Here is a 25,865-nt window from a genome sequence, read left to right as displayed (position 1 = left end):
TAAATTTATAACTTTGTAGTCGAAAATACAATTTCATTATGAGTAAATGTGAGCAATGTATCGTGAGGGAATTTAGCTCTTTGAAAGCGCTAAGTAAAGACGAACTTATAAAAATTTCTGAATGCAAAACTTCCCGAACCATCAAAAAGGGAGAAACCATATTTGAAGAAGGTGAAAATGTCAACGGCATTTTTTGCGTAAAGGACGGTATATGTAAATTGACCAAATTAAGTCCAAACGGAAAAGATCAAATCGTTAAACTTGTTGCCAAAGGTGAACTATTGGGTCAGCGCTCCATGATAAGTGAAGAGCCTGCCAATTTGAGCGCCGTAGCATTAGAAGATATGCAGGTTTGTTTTATTCCCAAAAATGAAATACTTGGATTTTTCGACAAAAACAATCAGTTTTCAATGAACGTAATGAAAACTATTTGTGGCGATTTGAGATTGGCAGACGACCACATGGTTAATATGGCACAAAAATCGGTAAAAGAACGTTTGGCAGAAACTTTGATTTATTTACACGAAACTTTTGGCATCAATAACGATAAAACACTGAAAGTTCAGCTTTCTAGAGACGAATTGGCTAGTATGATAGGTACTGCAACCGAAAGTTGTATCCGTTTATTATCTGATTTCAACAAATTGGGGCTAATTGAATTAGTAGGTAAAAAAATTGTTTTAAAAGACCTTCAAAAGCTTAAAAAACTAGCTGAGTAAAACAGTGGTCACAATGCAAAAATCAGAAGACCACTAAATACTGACACAAAATTCTATTACGGAAATCTACAACTTCTTCGCTTCGTTCCAAAAAACGTCCATTTCGGCAAGCGTCATATCCATTAAGGGCTTACCAAGGTCTTTGGCTTTGCTTTCAAGATACTGAAAACGCTTAATGAATTTTTTATTGGTTCGCTCCAAAGCATCTTCGGGGTTAATATTTAAGAATCGGGCGTAATTAATCATTGAGAACAAAACATCTCCAAACTCGGATTCCATTTTATCCTGATTACCTGCTGTAACCTCAACCTGCAATTCCTGCAATTCTTCCTGCACTTTATCCCAAACCTGATGCGGTTCTTCCCAATCAAACCCTACACCTTTTACCTTATCCTGAATTCTGCTGGCTTTTACAAGTGCCGGTAAACTTTTGGGAACACCTTCAAGAACAGATTTCTTTCCTTCTTTTAGTTTGAGTTTTTCCCAATTCTGCTTTACCTCTTCCTCGTCTTTAACAATTGTATCTCCGTAAATATGAGGATGCCTGTGAATCAATTTTTCGCAAATATCATTACAAACATCGGCCATATCAAAATCATTCGTCTCACTCCCTATTTTGGCATAAAACACGATATGCAACAGCAAATCCCCTAATTCTTTTTTGACTTCGTTTAAATCATTATCCAAGATTGCATCCCCCAATTCGTAAGTTTCCTCAATAGTAAGATGGCGAAGCGTTTGCATGGTTTGCTTTTTGTCCCAAGGACATTTTTCGCGCAAATCATCCATAATGTTCAGCAATCGTTCAAAGGCTTGGAGTTGTTTTTGCTTAGAATTCATTAGAAAAATTTAGATAAGTTATTTGGTTTAAAAGTTTAGTGTTTTACTAAACATCATCATTGTAAAAACAAGAAATCCTGCCAAGAAAATCTCGGCAGGATAAATATACTGAATTTGGAATAATTACTCTTTCTTTGCTTTTGCTTTTTTAGCAGGAGCCTTTTTTTCGGCAACAACTTCTTCAACCGCAACTTCTTCAGCAACAGGAGCAGCTTCTTCTGCCTCAGCTGGAGCATCTATCAAAAGACCTTTATCCTGAAGCATATTGTACCAATTTACTATTTTCTTCACATCAGAAGCATACACTCTTTCTTCATCATATTCGGGCAATATTTCTCTGAAATAAGACAATAGTGTTGCATTGTCTTCTTTGTGAGAAATGGTTTGTCCATTGTTTTCTCTTTTGGCAATGTTTTGCATGATTTCGGTCAATGGTTTCTCACCTTCGTAAGTGTAAATGGAAATTTCAGATAACAAACTTACATTGCTTTTTAAACTTACTGTAATTTTTTTTCCATCCAATAATGACTCCGCCACAAAACCGGTACGCGTTTGCACTTTTAAAACATACAATCCTGGTTTTCCTGAAATGGATAAGATTTTCTCTAAACTCATTTTTATCTTTTTTATTTATTCTTTATTAAAATCTGAAAACTTAATACTGTCAATAGATTAGTTAAAAATTATCTCCCTTTTTTGGCAAAAAACTTCATTCTGTAATCCTGAAATGTTTTCCCTTCGCTGATATTTTTTAATTTCTTTTGAATCAAACGCTTCTTCAAAGATGATATTTTATCTGTAAATAAAATCCCTTCGATGTGATCGTATTCATGCTGAATAACTCTGGCAATCAAACCATCGAAAACCTCGGTCTTCATCACAAAGTCCTCCTCACAATATTCAATTGTAACTATTGGTTTTCGGTACACATCTTCACGAACATCCGGAATACTTAAACAACCTTCGTTAAAAGCCCATTCCTCACCTTCTTCTTTTATAATTTTGGCATTGATAAAAGTCTTTTTGAAACCTTTCAATTTGTTTTGCTCTTTGTCTTCCAAATCCTCATCATCGCTAAACGGAGTCGTATCAATAACAAACAATCGCACTGACAAACCCACTTGCTCAGCAGCAAGACCAACTCCACTTGCATTATACATGGTTTCGTACATGTTTGCAATAACTTCTTTCAAATTTGGATAATCCGGAGTAAGTTCCTCCCCTATTTTTCTTAAAACAGGATCACCATATCCTATAATTGGTAATATCATTTGATTTGTATTTATTATTAACTAGCGTAAATAAAGGGAAAAACCGTTTATTTAAGTTCGCAAAAGTAGTAAAAAAATAGATATCGATTGATTTCTTCCGAAAAAGTATTCGAATTTTGACCACCAAAAACTGCGAATTCTTTTCAACAGAAATAAAACATGATTTTGATACCATTTTAACCAAAAAAATTAACAGAATTTAGTAAATTAGTTCAAGAAAGGCTTTATAAAACTGCCTTAATACATATAAAACTTATCTTTGTATCAAACTTAGCTTCATGATTAATAAAATAGAAAAATTCACAGATACCACTTATTTTACTAATGCCATAAAAGCAACATTATCTGCGGTTTTTCCTGTTTTAGTACTCAGCTACCTGGGATATTTCGAAATGGGTTTTGCCATAGCGCTCGGTGCGCTGCTTACCTACCCTAGTGACATTCCAAGTAGTTTGCAACATAAAATCAACGGATTAATCGTAACTGCTTTTTTGGTGGCTGGAGTCAATCTATCCATCAATCTAACCTATCCTTACCCTGTAATTTTCTTTCCATTTTTTTGTTTGTTGGTATTTATTTTGGCAATGATTTCGGTATATGGGCAAAGAGCCACATTCACTTCGTTTTCTGCTTTATTAACTATATCATTGTCGTTATCCCACACGTACACCGGATGGGAAATGATCGAACATTCAGGTTTAATACTTGCGGGAGGGCTATTTTACACTATTGTCTCATTACTGTTTTATTACCTTCGTCCTTATCGATATGCCGAATTGCAGGTTACCGAATGCATCAAATTAACCTCAAAATACCTAAAATTAAGAGGCGATTTATGGAACAGCATTGCCGACAGAAAAGTAATACTCGAAAAGCAATTGCATTTACAGGTCGAACTCAATGACATTCACCATAATATCCGAAGAGTACTAATCGGGAAACAAATCAATTCTGTTTCTTCCAATCAAAATCGAAAAATGCTAATTGTATTTATTTCTTTGGTAGAAATATTAGAATTGGCACTATCTACTTCATTTGACCATAATAAATTACATCAAAAATTTGAAAAACACCCCAAGGTTTTAACTACTTATCAAAATCTTGCCTACAACCTTGCCTCCACTTTAAAACGCATATCCAAAAATATCGAGAACAGAACCAAATACGTTTCAAAACACTCCTTATTCAAAGGGCTTCAAGCATTAGAGCAAGCCATCGAAGAGTATGAAAACGAATTAGACAAAGAAGAAGCTTCTGAAGGTGTTTTCATGCTAAGAACCATGCTTGAATATGCCGAAAAACAAATTGAAAAAATCAAAATTATTGAACGAGCCTTTACAATCGTGACCAATACCTATGATTTCAAAGGAAAGGACAAAGATTTAGAAAAATTCTTGGCTCCACAATATTATCCGATAAGCACGTTTATAGAAAACCTTGGTTTTTCGTCAACCATTTTCAGACATTCGTTAAGGCTGACAACTACTTTGGCAGCGGGATACGCCATAGGGCTTATTCTTCCGTTTCAAAATGTATATTGGATTCTCATGACGATTATCATCATCATGAGACCTGGTTATGGATTAACCAAACAGCGATCCATCGAAAGAGCCATTGGAACAATAATTGGTGGAATCATTGCATTTAGCGTATTATTGTTAGTTACTAACCACTATACCTTAAGTATTTTAGCAATATTATGCATGCTTTTGGGATTCATATTCAACACCATAAAATACACTGTAAGCGCAGCATTTGTAACTATGTATATTGTATTTTTATATGGCGTATTAACACCGGATGTTGTTCATGTAATTCAGTTCAGAATAGTAGATACTTTAACGGGAGCTTTACTAGCCTACTTAGCCAACCATTTCCTATGGCCATCTTGGGAATACACCAAAGCCCCTGAATACTTGGAAAAATCGATTTCTGCGAATAGAGAATATTTAAAGGAAATATTCGATTTCTACACAAAAAAAGGAGACGTTACCACTTCCTACCGTCTAGCCCGAAAAAATGCATTTATCGAAATCGGAAATCTTATGGCTTCGTTCCAAAGAATGTCACAGGAACCAAAATCCAAACAAAAGAACAGGTTGCTCGTGTATAAATTGACAGAACTCAACCATTCTTTGCTTTCATCTATAGCCTCTTTGGGAACTTATACGCAATCCCATAAAACAACACCGTCTTCCAAAGCACTGACTATTGTTGTAGAAAAAGTGCTCAAAAATCTAGAACAGGCTATTGCCCTTTTAAAAGAAGAGGAATTTGAGACAAAAACCGAAATTACCAATGAAGAGTTAGCCAACCGTTTTACCGAATTAAAAAACATTCGTCAAAAAGAGCTAAAAGAAGGAATTCCAATTGATGAGGAAGCCTTTGTAATAAAAATGCAGGAAGCCCAATTGGTTATTGAACAATTAATTTGGCTGACTAATTTATCCGAAAATATTTTAAAAACAACCAAAACTTTAATGGAAGAATAAAAAAACATTGGGTGCAATTCTGCTTCATTAAAATAAAACGGAATTACACCCAAGAGGTTAAAAAAACAGCCACAAGTTCCAAACACTAACTGTGGCTGAAAAAAAAATCTATTCATTGAGTTTCAAAACATCAGAAGTATTCTTTCTGATTTCCGCTAATAACTCTGGCTTATCATTTAATGTTTGTCCAAAAGAAGGAATCATTTTCTTGAATTTCTCTTGCCATTCAGGAGTTTGACTTTTTTCTTTAAAACATTTACCAACTAATTCCAACATAATAGAAACTGCAGTTGACGCTCCTGGCGAAGCTCCCAACAAAACTGCCAAAGAACCATCGGCAGTAGTAATCATTTCAGTACCAAATTCAAGGACTCCACCTTCTTTTTCGTCTTTCTTGATTACTTGTACCCTTTGCCCAGCTCTTTCCAAAACCCAATCTTTGGCAACAGCTTTAGGAACATATTCTTTCAAAGCTTTTATTCTGTCAGCAGGCGATTGACGCACTTGCTCAATTAAATATTTGGTAAGAGGTAAATTTTTGTAACCCGCGGCAAGCATCGGAATTACGTTATTCGTTTTTATAGACAAAGGCAAATCAGAGTATTTACCATTTTTCAGAAAACGAGTTGAAAATCCTGCAAAAGGTCCAAAAAGCAATGCTTTTTCGCCATTTATCATTCTCGAATCGATATGAGGAACAGACATTGGAGGTGCTCCAACACTAGCTTTTCCATATACTTTCGCTTCATGTTTCGCAATAACTTCCGGATTGGTACATTTCAACCATTGCCCGCTTACAGGGAAACCACCATAACCTTTTCCTTCCGGTACATTTGCTTTTTCTAACAATGGTAACGAACCACCACCAGCTCCAATGAAAACAAATTTAGTATAGGATTTTCTCTTTTGACCGCTTTCTAAATCTGTGATTTTAATCCTCCAAGTTCCATCCTCACGCTTTTTCAGTTTTTTTACCTGATGATTAAAATGCATTGACACCCCTTCCATTTTGGACAGATGATTAAACATGCATCGTGTCAATTCACCAAAATTAACGTCGGTTCCCATTTTCATGGTTGTTCCTGCATATTTACCCGTTTCTTTTCTGGACTCCATTACCAAAGGCATCCATTCTTTCAATTTATCAAAGTCAGTGGTAAATTGCATATCCTTAAACAAGGCATTTGGCTGTAAAACATCAAATCTCTTTTTAAGATAAAAGACGTTTTTATCCCCCCAAACAAAACTCATATGGGGAATACTTTTGATAAAACTTTCAGGAGAGGTAATATAGTTTTGTTGCACCATATAAGCCCAAAACTGTCTTGATACCTCAAAAGATTCGGCTATACTAATGGCTTTTTTAGGATCTATTTTGCCATTCTTTTCTGGAGTATAATTCAATTCACAAAAAGCGGAGTGACCCGTTCCCGCATTATTCCATGCATCAGAACTTTCGGCGGCGGCAATATCCAATCTTTCGTAAATCTCTATTTTAATGTCGGGCTGTAATTCTTTCAGAATCATCCCTAAAGTGGCGCTCATTATTCCTGCACCTATAAGTACTACTTCGGCATTTGTCCTAATTGTTGAATCTGGCATTTTGTATGAAATTTAAAAAGCTGCAAAATTAGCTCTAAAAACCCCAAAAAAAAATATTTTTTCAGTTATAAAACCTTGAACACACCAACACATTGTTAAAAAAACCACATTATTTCCGATTCAAATAATCCTGAAGCATAATTGTGGCCGAAATTTCATCAATTAACGCTTTGTTTTGACGCTGCTTTTTATTGAGACCGCTATCAATCATGGTTTGAAAAGCCATTTTTGAAGTAAAACGCTCATCTACGCGAATGACTTTCATATCCGGAAAATGATTGGTGAAATGTGTTACGAATCCTTTTATGATGGAAGCACTTTGAGATAGCTCTCCATTCATTTGTTTGGGCTCTCCAATAAGAACCGCTTCTACTTTTTCTTTGGCGAAATAATCTTTCAAAAAATCAATTGCAGTAGCTGAAGGAATCGTAGTCAAACCCGAAGCGATAATTTGCAATTCATCGGTAACCGCTATTCCTGTTCGTTTTTGTCCGTAATCTATGGCGAGTATTCTTGGCATTTTATTTTTTTTATCAAAGGTAACTATTTTAATTTTCCAATACGGAGCAACAAAGGAAAAGTCACTTTCTTATCATTTTTTTGCCAGGAAATTTTCAATTCTTCTCTAATTAAATCAATCGGATTGCTTTTATTTTTCAAAATATAATGCTGTGTTGCTGACCAGGTTTTCAAATAACCAATCAATTCTTCAAAAGTCCAAATGAAATGATTTTCGAAACTTTTTGTTTCCATTTCATTAAAAGGAAAAGGAATCGTAGTATAATTTTCATCCAAATATTTTCGCTCTTTATCCCAATACGACCCAACAATGTTGTAGTAATAATTGCGAAGTATCACATCTGATTCGGAATTGGTAGAAAACAATCCGTATCCCAATACCGCAAAAACTCCATCAGGCTTCAAGATTCTGTAGATCTCTTTATAAAACAAATCAAAATCAAACCAATGGACAGCTTGGGCAACAGTAATTAAATCGAAAGCCTGATTATCAAAACTTGATTTTTCAGCCGGCTCTAATCGATAAACTAAATTTGGAGCTTGAATAGCATTATCCAATTGTTTTTGACTGATATCAGTTGCATACACTTTTTCAAAATAAGCTGTTAGTTTATGGGCAATCTGTCCGTTTCCTGTAGCAATATCAAGTGCCATTGATTTATTATTGACAAACGAAATCAAATAATCAATCATCTCATCAGGATATTGAGGTCGATATTTTGAATATCCCAAAGCTTGTTTAGAAAAATTATCTTTCACATTTCCATTCTTTTTACTTTTACCAAATTTACAATTATTAAACAAGCATAAGTTAAATCCATAACATTTTCAATACATTTCCTTTTTTTGCTATTGGCCAAAAATGGTATATTTGCAAAAAAATTATCAAAAATGAACGAATTACAGTCCATAATAGAGCAAGCTTGGGAAAACCGCGCTTTACTACAAGAAACAAAAACTACTGATGCCATCAGAGAAGTTATCGAATTATTAGATTCAGGAAAATTACGTGTTGCCGAACCAAAAGAAGACGGATGGCAAGTAAACGAATGGGTAAAGAAAGCTGTTGTAATGTATTTCCCAATTCAAAAAATGGAAACATTAGAAGCTGGAATATTTGAATACAACGATAAAATGTTGCTGAAAAGAGACTATGCCGAAAAAGGAGTTCGTGTAGTTCCGGGCGCATCAGCTCGTTATGGTGCTTACATTTCTAGCGGTGTAATCATGATGCCAAGTTACGTAAACATTGGTGCTTATGTTGATGCCGGAACAATGGTAGATACTTGGGCAACTGTTGGTAGTTGTGCACAAATTGGTAAAGACGTACATTTAAGTGGAGGTGTTGGAATTGGTGGTGTTTTGGAACCATTACAAGCAGCTCCTGTAATTATTGAGGACGGTGTATTTGTTGGTTCAAGATGTATCGTTGTAGAAGGTGTACACGTAGGTAAAGAAGCGGTTCTTGGCGCCAATGTATGTTTGACTGCTTCAACAAAAATTATTGACGTTACTGGAGATACTCCTGTTGAAATGAAAGGTTTTGTTCCTGCTCGTTCAGTTGTAATTCCTGGAAGTTACACTAAAAAATTTGCTGCTGGCGAATACCAAGTGCCATGTGCTTTGATTATTGGAACTCGCAAACCATCAACTGATTTAAAAACATCTTTGAATAACGCTTTACGCGAATATGATGTAGCGGTTTAATTTTTCAAATTAAATTCCAAAATAAAAAATCCAAATCTCAATCTAAACAATTGGGATTTGGATTTTTTATTTAAACCTCTTTTCTGATAAGACAAAAAACTTATCCTTTGTCAGCATTCTGAATTTTAATCAGTTTAAAATACTTACTGTAAGAAAAGAAACCTTGAATCAACGAAATTGTCAATCCATCAAGTCCGTTCAAAAAACCTTTTTTAAAAAAATAACAACGAACAAACGCAACCGTTCCGCTCAAAACAGGCCTAAATGATGATATCCTAAATCCTTGATCAAAAAGTTGCTGAGCATGCCAATTGGAATATTGATTTTTTTTGGAAAGCATTTGTCCCAAAGAATCCCAACCATAATGCAATATATGTACCGGAACTTTCTTTTCATTTGTTGTAACTATTGTCTGATGCACTCTTGAATCCGAAGGTCTGGCCGTTGTTTTATTAAAAAAACGAACTTTGTGATCCGGATACCAACCTGCAAAATCTATTAATTTATTTCCTAAGTGATTTTTTACCCTAAAACTAAAAGCGTCATAACCGCCTTTTAAATATTTTTCTTTCTGTATAAAATCCTCCGCATCGACATCCAAAAATTCATCTGCATCCAAATTAAGAATCCAATCATTTTTGCAATATGGCAATCCGTGTGAACGTTGGGGACCATCCCCCAGAAAAGATTGTTCGATAACTATTGCTCCCTTTGCTTTAGCTATCTCAACTGTTCGATCCTTACTAAAGGAATCAACTATAATTACTTCATCACAAACTCTAAAAAGCGCATCGATACACTCACCTATTGTTTTCTCCTCATTGAAAGTAATAACCAATCCGCTTATTGCCATTAAACTATTTATTTTTTTATTAAAATGTATTTCTAAAACTGAAAAACTGTCTCTTTATTATCACCTACCATCAAAATCATCACTGCTTAGACAATCCTAAGCAGCAACAACTTCGACTTAACATCTTGACTAATTAATCTGAAATAAAAATTACTTTATTCAAGAGTTTAGACTCAAACCCTTTTTTTTAGTTTAATGACGAATGTCTGTTTTAATAAAATTTTAACAACTAATCCAAATAGCACATGACTCTACAACCTCTTTTGGCCTTAACGCCAAATAAAAAATCCAAATCCCAATTATTTAGATTGGGATTTGGATTTTTCTTTTTTGAACTCCTTTAAAAGGATTATTTATTTTTAATCTGAATTTTAATGAGTTTAGCGTATTTCAAATAGGAGAAGAAAGCTTGAACCATTGAAATGGTTAGCCCGTCAAGTCCATTCAGAAATCCTTTTTTGAAAAAATAGCATCGTATAAATGCAACTGTCCCATTAAGAATAGGTTTATAACCCGAAACCCTAACACCGTCGTCATAAAGTTGTTGCGCAGCCCATGTCGAATACAAATTCTTTTTGGTTATAAATTGATTCAAATCCTTCCATGCATAATGATGAATATGAAGATTTACCTCAGTTTTCTTAAGCCCGGAAACTCTTTGATGAACCACATCTTTTGACGGCGATGCTGTTTTTTTATTAAAAAAACGAGATGTTCTGTCAGGATACCAACCAGAGAAATTGATTAGTTTATCGTCCATATAATTATACAATCGGAAAGAGTAAACATCATAATCGTCTTTCTCATATTTTCCAGACAAAATAAATTCTTCAGCATCGGTTGCAAGAATCTCATCGGCATCTAAGTTTAAAATCCAATCATTTTTACAATAAGCCAGTCCAAATATTCTCTGGGGACCATCACCTAAAAAAGCTTGCGAAATGACCTTCGCTCCTTTTTCTTCGGCAATTTTAACAGTATTATCAGCACTTAGTGAATCGATTATGATTACTTCATCGCACACTTTATAAAGCGCATCAATACATTTTCCTATATGTTTTTCTTCATTATAGGTTATAACCAGCCCACTAATTTTCATAATATCTATTAAAACAATTTAAGTTTTCCAATTTTTAATTTTAATCTAAATCTAAACAAATTATCCTCCCCCTTTATATCAATTCGTTTTACCAAATAATTATTTTTGAAAGGAAAACGATTTACTCTGTTTCCAATTCTCAAGCCAAAGATTATGCCATTTTGAGATAATACTTTTTCAAAAACGGCAAATTTTTCATCCTTTTTGGGATAATTTCCAAAAGGATAAGCCAAAACCGGTACAATATTAAGATTATTTTCTTTTATAAAAAGATTGCTTTTCTCAAAATCACTCAACAACTCCTCTTTAGACATCGAGGCATATCTTTTATGTTCAAAAGAATGATACCCCAGCTCTATCAAATTGCTATCCAAACCTTTCAATTGTTCAACACTCATTATCTTTTCCTTGCCCTCAATCCAATAGTCATAATTTCCCACATATGTAAACGGAACAAAAAAAGAAGCCTTTAATTGATATTTTTCAAGTAATGGCACGGCAAAAATAAGCTGATTTTCGGTAACATCATCAAAAGTAATAATAACGCTTTTTTCGGGTAAAGAATTGCGATTTTCTAATTCATTAAAGTGAAATGTCTGATAGCCATTATCATGCAAAAACTTAAACTGAGATTCAAGTTTTTCGGTAGAAACAGTTAAATCATTCGTTTTAGATACATCATCTGTAACATTATGATACATTAGGATTGGCAACTTCGACATTAATTTTTTTTTTTGTAATATTGATGACTTTTCAAAAGTAACTTTTTTATTTAAAAATAGTCGAAACAATAATGAGAATTTTAGTTATTCAACAAAAAAGAATTGGTGACGTACTTACAAGTACAATAATATGTAACAATTTAAAAAAACAATATCCCGATGCAACAATTGATTACATGTGTTACACCAATAGCCTTGATGTACTAATAGGGAATCCATATATTGACAACATAGTTCCACTACCTCACAAAATAAGAAAGAATTATTTCTCTCTATTTAAGTTTATTTTTGAAATTAGAGCTAAAAAATACGATATTGTAATTGATGTTTACAATAAACTGGAAACAAACCTCATTACGATGTTTACTGGAGCTAAAATTAAAATTGGCTATTATAAATGGTACACTACAATTTTCTATACCCATAATTTAAAACGTTTTGACAATAATGCACAACCAAAATATGGTTTTGCCATTGACAACAGGCTTTTGTTATTGGAACCATTAAATTTGGATAAAAGCAAACTAGACCCCTATCCAAAATTATTTGTCAGTCCAAAAGAAAATGAAGAAACCATTGCTCTATTTGAAAAACACAAAATAGACCGAAGCAAAAAAACAATAATGATAAGTTTGCTGGGAAGCGAAAAAAACAAAACTTATCCATTACAATATATGACCAAAGTTGTTGAATACGTTGCAAACCATAAAGACGTAACAATTCTTTTTAATTATTTCGATAGTCAAATTGAAGATGCAAAAACAATTTACAATGCCTGCTCAAAAGAAACTCAGGAAAAAATACGTTTTGATTTATTTGGTAAAGATTTAAGATCCTTTGTAGCGATAATGAATCAATGTGATTTAATAATTGGTAATGACGGTGGTGCCATCAACATGGCAAAGGCGTTAAACAAGCCCGCTTTCACAATTTTTTCTCCTTTTGTAGAAAAGAACATTTGGGCCACATTCGAAGATGGATTGAAAAACATTTCAGTTCATTTGAAAGATTTCAGACCCGATTTATTTACGGACATCCATCATGACGAAATAAAGAAAAACCACACTTCTTTGTACCAACAGCTAACACCTGAATTATTTAAAGATAAAATCGATTTTTTCATAACCAGCAATACATAAAAATCAAGTCCATCAAAAAACCTATCCAATCACATTAATGGATATATCTATTATTATTGTCAATTACCGAAGTTGGAAACCTTTGCTTAAGTGTCTGGAATCAATACTTTCGGCAGATAAAGCAAACATCCTTTTTGAAGTAATCGTAGTTGACAATTTTTCTGATGACGGGCAGTTTGATTTTTATCAAAATAAATTTAAAAATGTTGTTTTCGTCCAAAACGATACTAATTCAGGATTTGCCAATGGATGTAATTTGGGAGCAAAAAGAGCAAAAGGAAAATATTTTCTTTTTTTAAATCCTGACACAATAATTTCACCAAATACCATTGATGTACTCTACACGACATCCAAAAAACATCCTGAGATAGGAATATTATCCTGCCTTCTGAAAGACAAAAATAACCGCCATTTTAATCAACAAAATATTTTTCCGTCACTGTTTCAGATTTTTGGAATAGGCCGTTTTTTATACCGAAAAACAAAAACTAGTTTTAACGGCGACGAAGAATTATTTTATCCTGACTGGGTTTCAGGCGCTGCCATTTTCATCAGCAAACATAGATTTGAAAAAGTAAATGGATGGAATGAAGATTATTGGCTTTATTTTGAAGATGTAGAAATTTGCAAAAAAATCAGTCAACAAAATGGTAAAATTACAGTAACTCGAAACACAACTATTTTACACGAACATGGTGGGTCTTCAAGAAATGATTTTGAAACCGAACACATCAGTAAAACTGAAGTTTTAATTTCAAAACACGTTTATGTAAACAATAATTTTTCTGCTTTGTCTAAAGTACCAGCTCACCTTTTCCTTATTATTTTTACGCTTATTGAAAAAAGCTTTCTAACGATTTTAAGTCTATTTTTGTTTTCTAATATAAAGTTGAAAACCAATAGACACATTCTCAAAAATCTTTGTGATTATTATTTTAACGCTATAAAAAAACAAACTTGGCTGAGCAAACAATCCGTTAACTATCAAAAATAAATTCATGATCAATAGCAATTCCGAAAAATTGTCTGTGTTAATCATCACTTTAAATGAAGAAAAACATTTAAAAGCTTTGCTATCGGATTTGGATTTTGCTGATGAAATTGTGGTTGTCGATTCATTCAGTACAGACGGAACGCAAACTATTGCCAAATCATTTCCCAAAGTAAAGTTTATTCAGAATAAGTTTGAAAATTTTTCTGCTCAGCGAAATTTTGCAATTTCAAAAGCTCAGAATGACTGGATTCTATTTCTTGACGCCGACGAGGTTTTGACACCAGAATTAAAGCAGGAAATTGTCCAAACTTTACAAAATAATAAAACCTATTCGGCTTATTTTTTTGAGCGGATTTTTATGTTTGAAAATAGTATTCTGAAATATAGCGGCAATCAAACCGATAAAATATTTCGGCTTTTCGATAAAAAATCAGCTCGATATGATGAAAAAAGATTGGTTCATGAAAAGCTGATTGTTAATGGCGAAATTGGTTTTCTAAAAAATAAACTCATTCACTATTCCTATTCGAGTTATCAGGATTACAGGGATAAAATTATTTTTTACGGCAAATTCAAAGCTCAGGAAAAGTTTTTAAAAAACAAAAAAACAACTGTTTTCCATCAACTTTTCCATCCTTCATATAATTTCATTTATAATTATTTCATGCGATTAGGATTTCTTGATGGCAAAAAAGGAATAATCATTTGTTATCTAAATGCTTATTCGATCGTTATTCGGTACAGAGAACTAAAAAAACTTTGGAAACAAAAGAAAAGTTTTATTTCTTCCAAAACCTAAGTTTCTTTTTTAATCTTTTTTTTCTGTAAAATTTCTCCTGAAAATCGGCAGTGTATTTCCAAAGTGTTTCGAAAATTAAACTCTCAGATTCGCCTGAAAGTTTTGCATATTCATTGCTCATTACCGCAACCATTTCTTTTAATGGTGTCAAACGGCGCAGATTTTTCATTCGCAGATCAAACGACATTTTTTCATGAAAGCTCATTCGGTTCAAATCAACCAAAAAGAAGTCATACTCACCTTCGGCATTCTTCTTAATTAATGTATTTCCTGGTGAATGATCTTTGAATTCAATCCCTTTTTGATGCAAAGAATACGAAAAACGAGTAAATTGGCGAAGGATATTCTCATGATCAGGATAAGAAGGTATTTCGACCAATTCCCTATAAGTCAAATCACACTCAAGATGTTCGCTCGCATAATAACTATCTTTCAATCCTATCCAGTCGTAATTTTCAAGATATGCAAGAGGTTGAGGTGTTCCAATTCCTTTTTCTAACAAAAGCGTAGCAAACTCAAAAGAGCGCCTTGCTTTGGACTTTCTAAAATACCGATAAGCAATTTTATTGATTAAATTAGGTGTTTTGAAAGATTTAATATTCATCGTCAATCCCCCAAGTTCAAACAACTTAATAACATTTCTTTTGCCGTCGCCAAAGAGTTTTCCAGTAGTTTTGAAATTAGAAATACAATCTTTGATTGCTATTGACTTTGAACTGAATTTAGGATTTACAGTAAAATACATAAATTATTTATGACTTTAATTTTTTACAAAAATACCAAATGATTTTTTAGAACCATAAAAAAGATTACTGATACAACAAATTAGTTTGTAAACAAAATTATGTTTATGACTTGTTTTCTGCACACAAAAAAGGGCTAATTTAAAAAAACTAGCCCTTATTACATTGAATGATTTAGTTTGCGAAAGCAATACTTAAAGAAATATCTATTAATTTAATTACCAATTAACATAATTTGTCCATGCATTATAATATGCGTCGCCATTTATTTGCTGATAAATTGTCCCTGTAATATCAACATGCCACTGCGGAGATCCAAAATCTTGAGAATAGTATAATAAAATAGTCTGATCTTGAGAACAATTATATGTCTGATTAACTGCAAATTGACCGTATGTCCCAGGTACTTCATCTCCATATGTAGTAGTCAAAATTGCATTCCCGGAAATATTTACTGTAATTGTTCTTTTTTCTCCTGCAAAACGCCATTTTCCGCCGCTTGGATTCCACTCTAACTTAACCCTTAAATAAAGTGAATTCCAACCATTTACAGTTTCAGTGTATAGCTCATGCACATATTTTTGATCTCTCGTTGTTGTTCCTTGATTAACTGTCGATCCACAATCATAATATGATTGTCTACGAAACTGATATTGATACCTTGCATCAATTGCTCCATTAGTACCAATCGAAGTTCGACTGCTTAATCCTTTATTATTAGATTTTGATTCGCTTACAATACCTGTAACAATTTTTTCACTTACGGGGATATTTTTATAGTTAAGTTTTAAAGAATCCAATATTTTTTCATCTTTCACATTAAATGAATAAAAATTACCATCTTTAAACCACATGATTTCATTTCCTATCTGAAACTCGTTATCTTTATTCATAAACTTATTAAGAGCAGGAGATAAATTCTCACGGCTTTCATCATTTTGAATAATTGATTCATAGTCATTCTCTCCAAAAATTTCTTCTTTACTCAACTTAGAGATTCTCGCATACTCGTTAGTCAAATCAGTCCAATCTTTAAAAAAAACTCTTTCTGTTTTTAATCCTGATTCTTTGGAAGCTACTGGACTTTCATTTTCCGTTTGAGGTGAATCACAACTAGCAATACTAAATAATATCACCATAAGAACAATACATTTTTTCATAATACAACTTTACTTTATAAATTAAATTCACAACAAATGTAGTCTTTTTTTTTATTTTAAAACAAAAAAACAAACAAAATACTTACAAAAATTTAAATATTCAAAAAAAGAAAACAAGTAATTCCAAAAATTAATTAAAAATCCTTCTCCAAATAAATTAACTTCTAAAATTTCACTGAGTAATATTTTTACAAAATAAAACACATAATTTTTATTTGCATAAACTAAAAGGCTCAAAAAAAGTGTATTTTTGAAGCTCAATCAATATGCAGTGATTTTTTATTAATTGTAAGCAATTAAATACTCAACTCAATTATTTAATATCAGAATAAATCAAAAAACTTAAATAATGTCCCATCTTAGATCCCTAATTTGCATAATTATATTTTTTTATTCGTTCCTTTGTGTAATGATATTATTAAATACAATCTAGAATCAACCATTCAGAATTCTTAATATTCAATAATGTTTTCTATCTGATGTTGACCAATTAAAATCAAACATTTACTATATCACCAAAATTATCTATTAAATATTTTTATTAAACAATATGATATTCCCTAGTTCCAGTTTAATAATAGCTGTATATAATCGTTCTGAAGCGCTAGAACTCATTTTTCTAAGTTTGATCAATCAAACTGTTTTACCTAATGAAATAATTATTGCTGATGACGGATCAGGAGAAAACATAAAAAAAATTATAGATAATTTTAGAGACAAACTTCCTATTCCTATTATCCATGTTTGGCAAGAAGACAATCGTAATCAAAAACCAAGAATTTTAAACAAAGGAATTGCTCAATCCAATTGTGATTATATCATACAAATTGATGGCGATATAATTATGAATAAACATTTTATCGAAGATCATTTAACCTTTTGTAAAAAAGGCTATTATCTTTTTGGTTCAAGAGTCAACATTCAAAAATCAATCCTGGAAAGCATCAATAAATTCAAAACTATGCATTTCAATTTTTTTTCAAAAGGAATTAAAAGACGAAGCAGAACCATTAGAATTCCATTCTTAATGAAATTTTCTAAAAAAGTTGACAAACGTTCTTCAAAACTTCGAGGATGTAATTTATCTTTCTGGAAAAAAGACTTTATAAGTGTAAACGGCTATAATGAAAACTTAGTTGAAGCATGGAAAGAAGACTCCGAACTAATTGAAAGAATGCATAATAATGGAATAAAAGGCATCAGATTAAAATTTGCAGGAATTGCTTATCATCTTTATCATAAATCTCAAAACAATCCGCAACTGGAAATTAATTTAAAAATCGAGAGGGAAACAATAGAAAAGAAACTCAAGTTTACAGATAAAGGAATAAATCAATATCTATGATTGGAGTGTTTTTTAAATTCGATGAAAGTTTGACAAGTAATTTTCAATCTTGCTTTTAGCCATAGAATTTCCAATTCCTAAAACAAGGTTTTCACTTCTCCAAATACAGAAATTAAGTTAAACTATTTGTTGTTCATCACTCCCATCAATTTGCCCCCAAAAACATGCAATATTCTCATAATAAAAACGTTTTTTTTATACAAATACAATTATTTCACTCAAATATATTTCGTTTATTTGCTAAATTAGACAGTATCATAAATTTATTATAATATAGCGAGATTTAGCAAAAGAACTCAGCAATAAACCTAAACAAACAATCAAAAAAATCTGCCTTTTTTCGAAAAAACAATCAACAGACATGATATTTGACATCGCAATAATTCTTATTAATTATAATTCAAGTAAGCATACTGTAAATTGTATTCAATCCATAGTAGATAATACTTCCGAAAAACTTAACTATCAAATCATCATAACGGATAATTGTTCAAGAAAAGAAGACTATTTGGCGCTTAAAGAATTTTGTGAGACTATTTCTTTACCAAATCTGGAACTTCACAGAAACAATATCAATACAGGTTTTGGTGGTGGAAATATGAATGGAATTCAATTTGCGAACTCAAAATATTATGCGTTCATAAATAACGACACCTTGTTTTTAAACGATTGTTTATCGATTCTAAAAAACGAATTAGACAATAATCCAAACATCGGAATTGCCGGAGGGCAATCATATAACGAGAGCGGAGATTTTATGGTTTCATGGGATCATTTTACTTCACCTTTAAAAGAAATTATTGGTCGGAATTTTCTTGAATTTATCAATCCAAAAAAATATCCAAAAAGAAAAGAAAGATACACAACTCCAATTCAAATTAGCTTTATTTCAGGTAGCTTCATGTTTTTAAAAGCCCCGGATTTTAATGAAATAGGCGGATTTGACACCAATATATTTCTTTACTATGAAGAAACTGATTTGTGTCTCAGATTGAAAAAAATAGAAAAACATGCTTACCTTATCCCCGAAGCAAAATTCATTCATTTACATGGTGCAAGCACCGAAAAATCTTTAGCTATAAAAAAAGAGCTCAAAATTTCATTATTATATGTTATCCGAAAACATTATGGCCTTTTTGGCTATAAATCGGTACAGTTATTTTTAATTATTAAATATTTACTAAGCAGTTTTTTTAAACCCAAAAATTGGCAATTGTTTATTTTAATCTTATTAGGAGCTCCATTATCTCAATCATTAAAAACAAAACAGAAATTAGAGCCTGTTTAAATTTTATTTTTGAGATTTATTATTAGAGGATTTCTTGAGTGAAACGAGGCATTTTTTTACAAAATAGAAGAGCTATTGTATAAAAAATTTAACAAAGTTGTAACCAAAAAAGTCATAAGAGAGCCAATAAATAAAACTTAAACAGGCTCTTAAATTAACAAATTACTTTTTTACAGATAGAAAATAAAACTTTTGGAATTATTCTTAAAAATAAAATCCAGTTTTTAACTCTTTAACTTTTAAAGTGTTTTTTTATTTTTCTTTCGTACATATTTAAACCATTGTCCAAAATTTTTAAAAAACAATTTCCTTTTTGAAATATTTAATCTTTTTGATTTTCTTACTATATTCTGTATGATATTCAAGTCTTTTGATGGAAAATAAGCTAACTTTTTCCACCTTTTAGGATTAATATAATAAAAATCTCTAAAATCTGTATAGTTATTTTCATTAACCTCTATCCATTTTTTGAGAAAACCATCATTCACCTCTTCATTGTGTCCCCAATTTTCTAGCTTAAAACGCAATTCCGTTTCACTTCTAGCTACTGATTCATGAAGAACCAAACTATCAACATAAATGATTCTTTCATTGGTTCTTCTTGCATATTCATAATTGGGATAATTAGTTGCAAAAACAGCTTTCTTTGGTTTATCAACATATAAAATACCATTTTCTGTATATTTATAAATGATCAACCAAAAAGCATAAATCTGAATTTTATACTTTGCAGGATTGATAAGATAACGATCATATTTTCTAATACTGGAAACAAATTTCTTAAAGTCAACGAAATACTCATCACTATCCACTTGAATCAACCAATTTCCAATCCCCATTCTATGGGAAAGCATTGTTCGTTCACGTGTATCATTTTCAATTGTTGAGAGAGATGGAACATAAAAATCATCTTCATAAATTTCTATTTTATTTTGAACATCAATTTCTTTTAACCAAGTATAAAAAGATTCATCTACAGTAAATTTTTGTCCATTCCACGTCCTTAACTCCTGATCTTTTGCCAAGAAAATTCTATCCGATGCTTCATAAACCGGAGGAATCGACAGCTTCAATTTTTCGTAATCATACGAAAATAAAAATCCAACATGAATCTTTTTCATTTTTTGTTTTTAGGTATGAATATCAAAATTATGCTTATCAAAATTTTTAAAATTTTCCATGCGATAGCATATTGCTGAATATATAATACTTGTTGTACTCTTTTAGAATTTAATTCTGCTATTTGAACAAAATCTTTAGCAAATGAAGGAAAATATTTCTCAATTACTTCTGCTCTTTCTGCTTTTGCTAAATGTTTGTATTTATCCAAGGATGAAATTCCTGTAAAATCATAATTAGCAATTGTCTTGGCCAAATATTTATAAGGCACATTTTTATAACAAATTGCATAAATGAAAAATTCCCAGTCTGATACAATTTTATACTTTTCATTATAATAAAAATGATCTTCGAACAATGACTTTCTAATGAATGTTGATTGATGATTTATACAGCTGGTATAAAAAAAGGAAAAAGTTAATTTTTCTGGATAGGTTTTTAATCGTTTGGAACCATTCTCTTTTACCTTATAATTATCTCCATAATAGATATCGAAATCCTCTGTTAAATCTTCTGCAACTATTGATAACACATTTTTATCAAAAAAAGTATCTCCACTATTCATAAAAATCACAAAATCTGAAGTGGCTATCTTTATCCCTTTATTCATAGCATTGTAAACCCCAGTATCAGGCTCACTTTTCCAATAACTTATTTTATCTTTGTTTTTTTCTATTACTGCCAAACTACCATCGGTGCTACCTCCATCGATAATGATATATTCAAAATTTTGAAAAGTCTGATTTCTTACACTTTCAATAGTTTTTTCTAAACCTAATTTGTCATTGTAGTTTATGGTAATAACTGCTATTTTATTCATTTACAAATATTGGCTTTATATTCATTTAGTCTCATTAATATCCCTAGTAGCCGCAATATAAACATTCAAACACTCATTAGCCGCATTATTCCAATTAAATTTTTCTGCTTGCTTTATTCCTTTTAAAGAATATTCTTGTCTCAAAGATACATTTTGTATTAGTAAATTAATTTTACTCTCTAAATCTCCTGATTTTTTTAAATCAAAAAAAACACCAGCCTCACCGGCAACCTCTGGAAAAGAACTATGATTTCCTAAAATAATTGGACATCCAGAAGCCATAGATTCCAAAACGGGAATACCAAAACCTTCATATATTGATGGAAAAACAAAACAGATAGCCTTATTATAGATTAAACCAAGTTGTTTTTCTTCAAAATCAACCTGAATAACTTGTCTGGTTAACTTTAATTGGCTCAAATACTCCTTTTCACCTTTCTTAAATTTCCCTCCTCCTGCGCAAACCACATATAAACTGGAATTCCTTTCTAAAATTCCTGCCACTTCTTCAATAAAGAATTTGAAATTTTTATACTGAAACCTGGGCCCTACAAACAAAATATACTTGGAAGGCAAATCTATTTTAGCATTTTTATTCACTACTATTGAGTTACCATGGTAAATCACATCAATTTTAGACTCAGATATATGAGGATAAATATTGAGTATATCCCTTTTGGTATTATGAGAAACCGCAATTATCCTAGTTGCTTTTTCCATCAACAATAATTTATTTTCTATCAATTTGGCATCCTCCGCAATATTTAGCGGGAATAACTCATGAATCATATCATAAACAGTTAAAACAAAAGGTTTCGAACCAATGTAATCTAAAAAATAAGGATCATAATAAGTAGGAATAAACAAATCAAAATCCTGCTTTTTAAGAGCCTCTATTGTTTTTTTACAATTGAGTTTCCTTGTTTTTTTTCTTATGCTAATACCTGCCTTAACAATTAAATTGAAAAAAAAAGCATTCCTTTTTTGTTGTTTTGTAATCAGTGAACTTTCACTAAAATAAATATTATTAGTGTAGATCAAGGGAACTTGAATTTCTATACCATTTCTCGTTTTTAAGTCAACAAAAATTTCGGAATAATATCTGGAAATACCTCCATATTTTTGATTATTAAATATTTGAGGATCTAAAAGTATTCGCATTGCAATGGTTTTTTTGCAAAAATATATTTATTAATTGACAACCACTTAAAAAAAAACTCCTTTACGATCAAAAAAGCTCGCTAAAAACGCTTAATTAACAGAAAAATACCTGCTAATTCAAAGAATAAAAATAAAATTATTCTTTAAAGTCTTTTTTTTAAATATAAATCTCAAAAAAATTCCATTTTAAAACCAATTCTATAAAAATTAAGATTTATTATTTAACGTAAGTTCGATATAAATCATTAAAAAACATTAGTTGTTTAGTATCAATAAAGTTGCTTTTTAAAGAAGTTTTTTTGTCAGCAAAATTATAAGTAATTAAAGCTGAAAATATGCTGTTAAAGTAATTGGTTTGTGATTGATTTCTTCTATGTTCACCTTGAAAAATGTTCTTTAGTTGATCCAAAATTATCTCGATAATGGCTCTTTTTCTCAAATGAAATGCATCTTGAATTGGTGTTATTAATTTGGTTTTCTTTTTTTTCGTAGTTTGGTAACCAAATGGATTCCGTTAGTGAAAAGACTTTTAAAAAGTTCTTTTGAGAGATACCCCTTATCTCCAAAAAGTTTCCCGTAAAGTTTCTTGATAACTCCTTTTATTTTTAATGGATTTGTATCGTGTACATCAGCAGGAGTAAGCATAAAACCAATGATTCCACCGCAATCATTGGTTACAATATGCAATTTAAATCCATAGAACCAACCTAAAGAGCATTGCCCTCTTTGGACTACATCTTTAAAAGTTTTGTGTTGATGAATGCGACTTTTATCGCAAACTCTTAAAGAGGCTGAATCCACAAAACTTATAGCTGTACAATCGGCTAAACCTTTGTTTTAAGATAGATCATCATTGGAATAAGCGAAGAGGATTTGAGTTCAACCATTCTATTATAACTCACTAGATTTCGAAATTCACTTGTCAAAAATTTTGAAACATATTCGATATAACAAGCTTTGAAATTTCTATATCCTGAAATATGAAAAAGAACTTGGATTGTTATTATTTCAGAAAGAGACAAATTGGACTTTCTAATCCGTTTTTTGGCTTCTGTGAGTAATTGTTTTCAGAATTTGGGATAAAAACTTTACAAAAATCATCAATAGAGCAAAAAATATTAATAATTTTATCAAGCGAAAGCATAAACGAAAATTTAGTATTTATTTGATTTTAAACACATTAAACACACTGTTTTCTGCTTTTTTATACAAATATTTCTACATATTTATTACTTACTTATAGAGAACTCACATTATTTAATATTTCTTATTGCCCTTTACAAATTGAATTTTGAGTAACTTTGAAATCAAATATTCAATATAATAAAATGAAAATATCTGTTGCGCTATGCACTTATAATGGAGAAAAATTTCTCCATAAACAAATTGATTCTATACTCGCCCAACCCCTAAAAGTCGACGAAATAATTGTTTGTGATGATTGCTCTACTGACAGCACATTAACGATATTGGAAGAATATGAAAAAAATAATCCTGGCATTTTTCAGATATATCAAAATAAAACGAACTTAAAAACTAGCAAAAATTTTGAAAAAGCTATTGCGCTTTGTACTGGTGATTATATCTTTTTAAGTGATCAGGATGACATTTGGCGAAATGACAAAGTTGAAAAAACTTTAGCCGTTTTTAATCAAAATCAAGAAGCAGATGGTGTTTTTTCAGATGGAGTATTAATAAACAATGAAGGAGAAGTTATTTATAAAGACAATTCGTTATGGGATTCCTTTTTCTTTTATGAATCAAAAATGAATAAGCCAATCGATTTGTTTGAATTCCTAATTTCAAATGGAAATTTTTTAACTGGAGCTACATTGTGTATTCGAAAAGAAGTAAAAAAATTTTGTTTCCCATTCATAACCTCTAATGAATTCTTACATGACGAATGGTTCGCTTTAATTTTATCCAAAAGAAAAACATTATATTACACTACAGACAAGCTACTTTTATACCGTTTACATGATTCGCAACAACTTGGAATTGCCAACATAGTCAATATTGCAGAATATGTCAGAAAATTTACTAAAAAGCAAAATATTATCTTAAAGTTAAAAAAACCAACATCATTTAAGGATTATAAATTTTTAACAAATCGGTACTTTGCCCAATATGAAAGATTTAAAAGCCTAAAAAGCAAAAACCCAAATACATCAATTATTAACGTATTAATTGATACTACTACCGAATTATACACCACTTATGATCTTGAAATGAAAATAAAACATCCGATTCGGTATTTTTTCAGAAAAAGAAAAAATGAAAAAAAAGGCAGAATGCAAATTAAAGACTAATAATCGCCTTCAAAAAATATATTTACAAAAAATCTTAATCTGATTCATTATAATTCCACGTCAATAATTCACAATACATGGATACAAAAGCCCGAATAATAGCATTTTATTTACCACAATATCACCCTATTCCAGAAAATGATGAATGGTGGGGAAAAGGCTTTACGGAGTGGACCAATGTGGGTAAGGCAAAAGCTCTGTTTAAAAAACATTATCAGCCGCGTGTACCGGCAGATTTGGGTTATTATGATTTGCGTCTGCCCGAAACCCGCAAAGCCCAAGCGGATATGGCTCGTGAATATGGTGTTGAAGGATTTTGCTATTGGCATTACTGGTTTGGTAATGGTAAGCGATTAATAGAAAGACCTTTTAATGAAGTGATCACTTCAGGAGAACCTGATTTTCCTTTTTGTTTAGCATGGGCAAATGAAACATGGAAAGGTTTTGACCATGGCTTACAAAATCGAAATATTTTGATTGAACAATTCTATCCTGGCATCGAAGATTATAAGGCACATTTTCATGAAGTATTACCTGCTTTTAAAGACAAAAGGTATATCACAATTGACAACAAACCAGTTTTCATGATTTACAAACCCTTAGCCAATTCTGAAATTCCTGTATTTATCAAAACATGGCGTAAACTGGCAGCAGAAAACAGTTTGGAAGGTATTTATTTCATCGGACACAACATGGATATTACTATCAGTAATGAAAAACTGCTGGAAACGGGGATTGACGCTATAAATACTGTTCGATTAAACGATTTTTTATTCGAAAAAAAATCCATCCCCCGAAAACTCTACAAAAGATACAATAAATTTTTCAGGAGTAACATAAAAGCATATCCTTATGAAATTGTTTCAGAAAAATTCATTTTACCTGAAATAGACAGTAAAGAAAATGTTTACCCAAGTATCATTCCCGGTTGGGATCATAGTCCGCGTAGCGGTAAAGAAGGATTAATCTTAACCGAAGCTAATCCTGAAGCATTTGAAAATCATGTAAAAGAGGCTGTCGAAATTGTAAAAAATAAAAGTGACGAGCACAGAATTATTTTTATTAAATCATGGAATGAGTGGGCAGAAGGTAATTATATGGAACCCGATTTACGGTGGGGCACCAAATTTCTTGAAGCTTTAAAAAGACAAATTTCGAAATAAA

The 25,865-nt window shown here is 31.4% G+C and carries 24 protein-coding genes and 1 pseudogene; 10 read left to right on the top strand and 15 right to left on the bottom strand.

The genetic code is table 11. The features are described from left to right. Window positions 1-38 precede the first annotated feature (38 nt). A complete protein-coding gene (locus tag OZP12_RS08020) occupies window positions 39-719 on the top strand; it encodes a Crp/Fnr family transcriptional regulator (RefSeq protein ID WP_281228518.1) in 681 nt (226 codons plus the stop codon). Between the two features lie 66 nt (window positions 720-785). Here the strand turns inward: OZP12_RS08020 and mazG are convergent, their stop codons facing one another. The 3 genes from mazG to def all read right to left on the bottom strand — a co-directional run bounded on the left by mazG (window position 786) and on the right by def (window position 2,830). After that, complete coding sequence (gene mazG, locus OZP12_RS08015; RefSeq protein WP_281228517.1) at window positions 786-1,559, bottom strand: nucleoside triphosphate pyrophosphohydrolase; 774 nt, start codon at window positions 1,557-1,559, stop codon at window positions 786-788. A 123-nt stretch (window positions 1,560-1,682) separates the two neighbouring features. Beyond that, window positions 1,683-2,174, bottom strand: a complete 492-nt coding sequence (locus tag OZP12_RS08010) for a DUF5606 family protein (protein WP_281228516.1) — start codon at window positions 2,172-2,174, stop codon at window positions 1,683-1,685. Window positions 2,175-2,242: 68 nt separating this feature from the next. Then, on the bottom strand, window positions 2,243-2,830 hold the full coding sequence (def, locus tag OZP12_RS08005; protein WP_281228515.1) for a peptide deformylase: 588 nt from the start codon (window positions 2,828-2,830) through the stop codon (window positions 2,243-2,245). A 278-nt stretch (window positions 2,831-3,108) separates the two neighbouring features. On the opposite strand from def, the gene OZP12_RS08000 reads away from it, so the two are divergent. Beyond that, window positions 3,109-5,322: an FUSC family protein gene (locus OZP12_RS08000; protein ID WP_281228514.1), complete on the top strand. Its 2,214-nt coding sequence runs from the start codon at window positions 3,109-3,111 to the stop codon at window positions 5,320-5,322. A gap of 108 nt (window positions 5,323-5,430) precedes the next feature. Here the strand turns inward: OZP12_RS08000 and OZP12_RS07995 are convergent, their stop codons facing one another. The 3 genes from OZP12_RS07995 to OZP12_RS07985 form a co-directional block, all read right to left on the bottom strand. Further along, on the bottom strand, window positions 5,431-6,924 hold the full coding sequence (locus tag OZP12_RS07995) for a malate:quinone oxidoreductase (RefSeq protein ID WP_281228513.1): 1,494 nt from the start codon (window positions 6,922-6,924) through the stop codon (window positions 5,431-5,433). A gap of 109 nt (window positions 6,925-7,033) precedes the next feature. Beyond that, window positions 7,034-7,444 carry a Holliday junction resolvase RuvX gene (gene ruvX / locus OZP12_RS07990; protein WP_281228512.1) on the bottom strand — a complete coding sequence of 137 codons (411 nt, stop codon included), beginning with the start codon at window positions 7,442-7,444 and terminating at the stop codon, window positions 7,034-7,036. A 23-nt stretch (window positions 7,445-7,467) separates the two neighbouring features. Continuing rightward, entirely contained in the window at window positions 7,468-8,202 is a 735-nt protein-coding gene (locus OZP12_RS07985; RefSeq protein ID WP_281228511.1) for a class I SAM-dependent methyltransferase, read from the bottom strand. Window positions 8,203-8,334: 132 nt separating this feature from the next. Between OZP12_RS07985 and OZP12_RS07980 the strand changes: the two genes are divergently transcribed. Further along, complete coding sequence (locus OZP12_RS07980) at window positions 8,335-9,150, top strand: 2,3,4,5-tetrahydropyridine-2,6-dicarboxylate N-succinyltransferase (RefSeq protein ID WP_281228510.1); 816 nt, start codon at window positions 8,335-8,337, stop codon at window positions 9,148-9,150. 100 nt (window positions 9,151-9,250) lie between these two features. On the opposite strand, the gene OZP12_RS07975 is transcribed toward OZP12_RS07980, so the two are convergent. From OZP12_RS07975 to OZP12_RS07965, 3 genes are all read right to left on the bottom strand, one after another. Beyond that, on the bottom strand, window positions 9,251-10,003 hold the full coding sequence (locus tag OZP12_RS07975; protein WP_281228509.1) for a glycosyltransferase family 2 protein: 753 nt from the start codon (window positions 10,001-10,003) through the stop codon (window positions 9,251-9,253). 349 nt (window positions 10,004-10,352) lie between these two features. Next, entirely contained in the window at window positions 10,353-11,102 is a 750-nt protein-coding gene (locus tag OZP12_RS07970) for a glycosyltransferase family 2 protein (protein ID WP_281228508.1), read from the bottom strand. Window positions 11,103-11,110: 8 nt separating this feature from the next. Continuing rightward, window positions 11,111-11,824, bottom strand: coding sequence for a polysaccharide deacetylase family protein (locus OZP12_RS07965; RefSeq protein ID WP_281228507.1), 714 nt, complete (start codon window positions 11,822-11,824; stop codon window positions 11,111-11,113). Window positions 11,825-11,895: 71 nt separating this feature from the next. On the opposite strand from OZP12_RS07965, the gene OZP12_RS07960 reads away from it, so the two are divergent. Genes OZP12_RS07960 through OZP12_RS07950 form a run of 3 tightly spaced genes read left to right on the top strand, consistent with a single transcriptional unit; the run spans window position 11,896 to window position 14,756 of the window. Beyond that, the gene (locus OZP12_RS07960; RefSeq protein WP_281228506.1) at window positions 11,896-12,963 is read left to right on the top strand and encodes a glycosyltransferase family 9 protein; all 1,068 of its coding nucleotides are present in this window, start codon (window positions 11,896-11,898) and stop codon (window positions 12,961-12,963) included. Between the two features lie 37 nt (window positions 12,964-13,000). Then, on the top strand, window positions 13,001-13,957 hold the full coding sequence (locus OZP12_RS07955; RefSeq protein WP_281228505.1) for a glycosyltransferase family 2 protein: 957 nt from the start codon (window positions 13,001-13,003) through the stop codon (window positions 13,955-13,957). Between the two features lie 4 nt (window positions 13,958-13,961). Then, a complete protein-coding gene (locus tag OZP12_RS07950) occupies window positions 13,962-14,756 on the top strand; it encodes a glycosyltransferase family 2 protein (protein WP_281228504.1) in 795 nt (264 codons plus the stop codon). Here OZP12_RS07950 and OZP12_RS07945 read toward each other — a convergent pair. Continuing rightward, entirely contained in the window at window positions 14,737-15,501 is a 765-nt protein-coding gene (locus tag OZP12_RS07945; protein ID WP_281228503.1) for a protein kinase family protein, read from the bottom strand. The genes OZP12_RS07950 and OZP12_RS07945 overlap by 20 nt on opposite strands. Window positions 15,502-15,717: 216 nt before the next feature. Continuing rightward, on the bottom strand, window positions 15,718-16,659 hold the full coding sequence (locus OZP12_RS07940; protein ID WP_281228502.1) for a hypothetical protein: 942 nt from the start codon (window positions 16,657-16,659) through the stop codon (window positions 15,718-15,720). A 550-nt stretch (window positions 16,660-17,209) separates the two neighbouring features. On the opposite strand from OZP12_RS07940, the gene OZP12_RS07935 reads away from it, so the two are divergent. Both OZP12_RS07935 and OZP12_RS07930 read left to right on the top strand, forming a co-directional pair. Beyond that, window positions 17,210-18,004, top strand: coding sequence for a glycosyltransferase family 2 protein (locus OZP12_RS07935; RefSeq protein ID WP_281228501.1), 795 nt, complete (start codon window positions 17,210-17,212; stop codon window positions 18,002-18,004). A gap of 361 nt (window positions 18,005-18,365) precedes the next feature. After that, complete coding sequence (locus OZP12_RS07930) at window positions 18,366-19,292, top strand: glycosyltransferase family 2 protein (RefSeq protein ID WP_281228500.1); 927 nt, start codon at window positions 18,366-18,368, stop codon at window positions 19,290-19,292. A gap of 239 nt (window positions 19,293-19,531) precedes the next feature. On the opposite strand, the gene OZP12_RS07925 is transcribed toward OZP12_RS07930, so the two are convergent. The 4 genes and pseudogenes from OZP12_RS07925 to OZP12_RS20600 all read right to left on the bottom strand — a co-directional run bounded on the left by OZP12_RS07925 (window position 19,532) and on the right by OZP12_RS20600 (window position 23,536). Next, window positions 19,532-20,413 carry a hypothetical protein gene (locus OZP12_RS07925; RefSeq protein ID WP_281228499.1) on the bottom strand — a complete coding sequence of 294 codons (882 nt, stop codon included), beginning with the start codon at window positions 20,411-20,413 and terminating at the stop codon, window positions 19,532-19,534. After that, window positions 20,410-21,231: a glycosyltransferase family 2 protein gene (locus OZP12_RS07920; RefSeq protein WP_281228498.1), complete on the bottom strand. Its 822-nt coding sequence runs from the start codon at window positions 21,229-21,231 to the stop codon at window positions 20,410-20,412. The genes OZP12_RS07925 and OZP12_RS07920 overlap by 4 nt, the downstream gene beginning before the upstream one ends. Window positions 21,232-21,252: 21 nt before the next feature. Then, a complete protein-coding gene (locus OZP12_RS07915) occupies window positions 21,253-22,392 on the bottom strand; it encodes a glycosyltransferase family 4 protein (RefSeq protein WP_281228497.1) in 1,140 nt (379 codons plus the stop codon). A gap of 217 nt (window positions 22,393-22,609) precedes the next feature. Next, a pseudogene (locus tag OZP12_RS20600) lies at window positions 22,610-23,536 on the bottom strand (IS982 family transposase). 184 nt (window positions 23,537-23,720) lie between these two features. Between OZP12_RS20600 and OZP12_RS07905 the strand changes: the two are divergent. Both OZP12_RS07905 and OZP12_RS07900 read left to right on the top strand, forming a co-directional pair. Further along, a complete protein-coding gene (locus OZP12_RS07905; RefSeq protein WP_281228496.1) occupies window positions 23,721-24,701 on the top strand; it encodes a glycosyltransferase family 2 protein in 981 nt (326 codons plus the stop codon). A 77-nt stretch (window positions 24,702-24,778) separates the two neighbouring features. Then, a complete protein-coding gene (locus tag OZP12_RS07900; RefSeq protein ID WP_281228495.1) occupies window positions 24,779-25,864 on the top strand; it encodes a glycosyltransferase WbsX family protein in 1,086 nt (361 codons plus the stop codon). Window position 25,865: the final 1 nt, after the last annotated feature.

It is taken from the genome of Flavobacterium aquiphilum, assembly GCF_027111335.1.
Classification (GTDB): domain Bacteria; phylum Bacteroidota; class Bacteroidia; order Flavobacteriales; family Flavobacteriaceae; genus Flavobacterium; species Flavobacterium aquiphilum.
Note: the sequence above shows the minus strand (reverse complement) of the source record. Positions and strands in the feature narration are given on the sequence as shown.